The organism is Streptomyces sp. NPDC005070, assembly GCF_053600395.1.
Window position 1 is genome coordinate 1 of record NZ_JBSFZS010000393.1, and the last position, 2,152, is coordinate 2,152.

3 protein-coding genes are annotated in these 2,152 nt (G+C 68.4%); 1 reads left to right on the forward strand and 2 read right to left on the reverse strand.

Annotation, left to right across the window (positions count from 1 at the left end):
• Positions 1 to 350 precede the first annotated feature (350 nt).
• Together ACWEBX_RS39435 and ACWEBX_RS39440 are read right to left on the reverse strand one after the other, a co-directional pair.
• A complete protein-coding gene (locus ACWEBX_RS39435) occupies positions 351 to 998 on the reverse strand; it encodes a DUF4328 domain-containing protein (protein ID WP_451889520.1) in 648 nt (215 codons plus the stop codon).
• A 224-nt stretch (positions 999 to 1,222) separates the two neighbouring features.
• A complete protein-coding gene (locus ACWEBX_RS39440) occupies positions 1,223 to 1,672 on the reverse strand; it encodes a MarR family winged helix-turn-helix transcriptional regulator (RefSeq protein WP_451889521.1) in 450 nt (149 codons plus the stop codon).
• A gap of 113 nt (positions 1,673 to 1,785) precedes the next feature.
• On the opposite strand from ACWEBX_RS39440, the gene ACWEBX_RS39445 reads away from it, so the two are divergent.
• Positions 1,786 to 2,152: MFS transporter (locus tag ACWEBX_RS39445; protein WP_451889522.1), on the forward strand; the 367-nt coding region annotated here is incomplete at its 3' end.

The following is a 2,152-nucleotide window of genomic DNA, read 5'->3' on the forward strand; positions in this document are numbered from 1 at the left end:
CCTGCTCACGTGCGGGTCAGAGCAGCTCTGAGACGGCCTTCACCCCCGGCGCAAACGCCGAAGCACCGGCCAAGATCAAAGGTAGACGCCGTCGCCGGCCATCTGGACCAGGATGGGACGGCCACGCGTGCCTCGATCCGGGTGAAAGTGCATCGTCACCCGTACATCGGATGGAAGGGGGTCTCCCGTGGACGAATCCGCGACATGACGCATCGCCCTGTCCTGAAGTGTCGTGGCGGTGTCGGCGGCCATGGCGTGGAGTTTGCACGGGCTGCGGTCGTCGTCGCACTCCGATTTCGTCCGGACCGTACGCGGAAGGGGAGGCGGCCGATTCACCCCCGAGGCAGGGGCTAGGCGGGGGCTGCGGCGCTGAGCGCGGTGCTCTGGAGCGTCGTGATGCGCTCGATGACAAGCCCCAGCAGCACGCCCGCCGCGATCATGAGCGCTTCGGTCACCACGAGCAGGGCCATCGACTCCGGGGCCACCTGGGTCGCCGTCACGACCGCGACCCCGTGGCCGATCCAGGCGCCCCACCACAGATTCACCAGCGTGACGTCCCGCTTCGCGTCCCACGACCGGGAGCTCGCGCGACCGATGGCGATGACCGTCTCGCGGGGGGCGAAGAGGTTGACCACAGGGATGAACCAGGCGCCGATCGTCCAGCCGGCGGTCGGGACCGGGCTCTGCGGAGACAACTGCTCGGCGTTGCGCCGGGTCCGGGCGAGCCACACGAGGAACAGCACGATCGAGAGCGCCATCAGATTGACGAACACCCTGGAGACCGAGCCCGAGTTCATGGACGCGTCCGAGGGGTGCAGCCGGTGGTCCCTGAGGGCCACCGCCCGGAACACGTCCGCGACCGTGGCCACCCCTATCGCCGTCTGCGCACAACGGGCAAGCGTCCGGGGAGCCTTGCGGGCGGTACTCGACCTGCCCGTGTGGCTGCTCTGGGAAGTGCGTGCGCGGGCGCGCGGCGGCTGCTGGGACGGAGTGATCACGCGCCTGATCATCGCACGTGTGTGCGATGTTCGGACAGTTCGGTTTTGCGGCGGGACCGGGCGGGCGACGCCCGTATGCGTGGCCCGTGCCCACGGTCTACGTCCCCCGTGGGTTTCGGTCGTTCACCGGTCGGCGGCTGCCGCGGTGACTGCCGCGGGCACCGACGCCCGGCATCCCGACGACGCAAGACCCCCGCGTGCCCGGGTGCGTGAACGCGGGTCGGTCAGGCGCCGGGTCGCAGCGCGGCGGGCTCCGTGGTGAAGGCTCGCTGCAAGAGAGCGTAGAGCGTGTCCCGCTCCTCCTCGCTCAGCCTGTTCAGTCCCGCACGTGTGGTGTCCATCTTCGCGCGGATCACGTCGATGACGCGCCGGCCCTCGGCGGTGAGGACGACGTTCTTGACGCGCCGGTCGGTGGGGCTGGGCTCGCGCCGCACCAGGTCGCGCTTCTCCAGCCGGTCGACGATCCCCGTCATGTTGGAGGCGTCGCAGGTCAGGATGGTGGCGAGGGCCCGCATCGCGGCCGGTCCCCGGCGCAGCACGTTCAGCGTCTTGCCCTGGCTCGCCGTGAGGTTCTCGCTCGCCGCGGCCACCGTGAAGTCGCCGTAGTAGGCCCCGAGCGAGACCGACAGGAGCTCCATGAGCTGGTCCGTGTCCACACCGCTGGTTCCTGTCATGTGACTCACCCTACGCCAAGAAGTTTGACCATCTCAAATATTCACGGCTACGGTCAGCTATTGCTTGAAGTTCTCAAGCATCGAGGTTGTTAACTAGTTAGGGCAGACTTTCCGTGTCTCACACACAGCAAGCGGCGTCGACGAGGTCCTCAGGGCAGACCGGGATCGTCCTGGTGCTCGGGCTCGCCGCCATGGTCGTCTCGATGATGCAGACCCTGGTCGTCCCGATCCTGGGGATGATCCAGAGCGACCTGAAGGCCAGCACGGCGAACGTGAGCTGGGTGACCACCGCGACACTGCTGTCCGCCGCCGTGTTCACCCCGCTGCTCGGCCGCTTCGGTGACCAGCACGGCAAGAAGCCCACGCTCGTCGGCGTGCTCGTCGTGATGATCGCCGGATCGGTGCTCGCCGCCACCACGACCTCGCTGACCTGGCTGATCGTCGGGCGCGTGATGCAGGGTGCGGCGACCGCGATCTTCC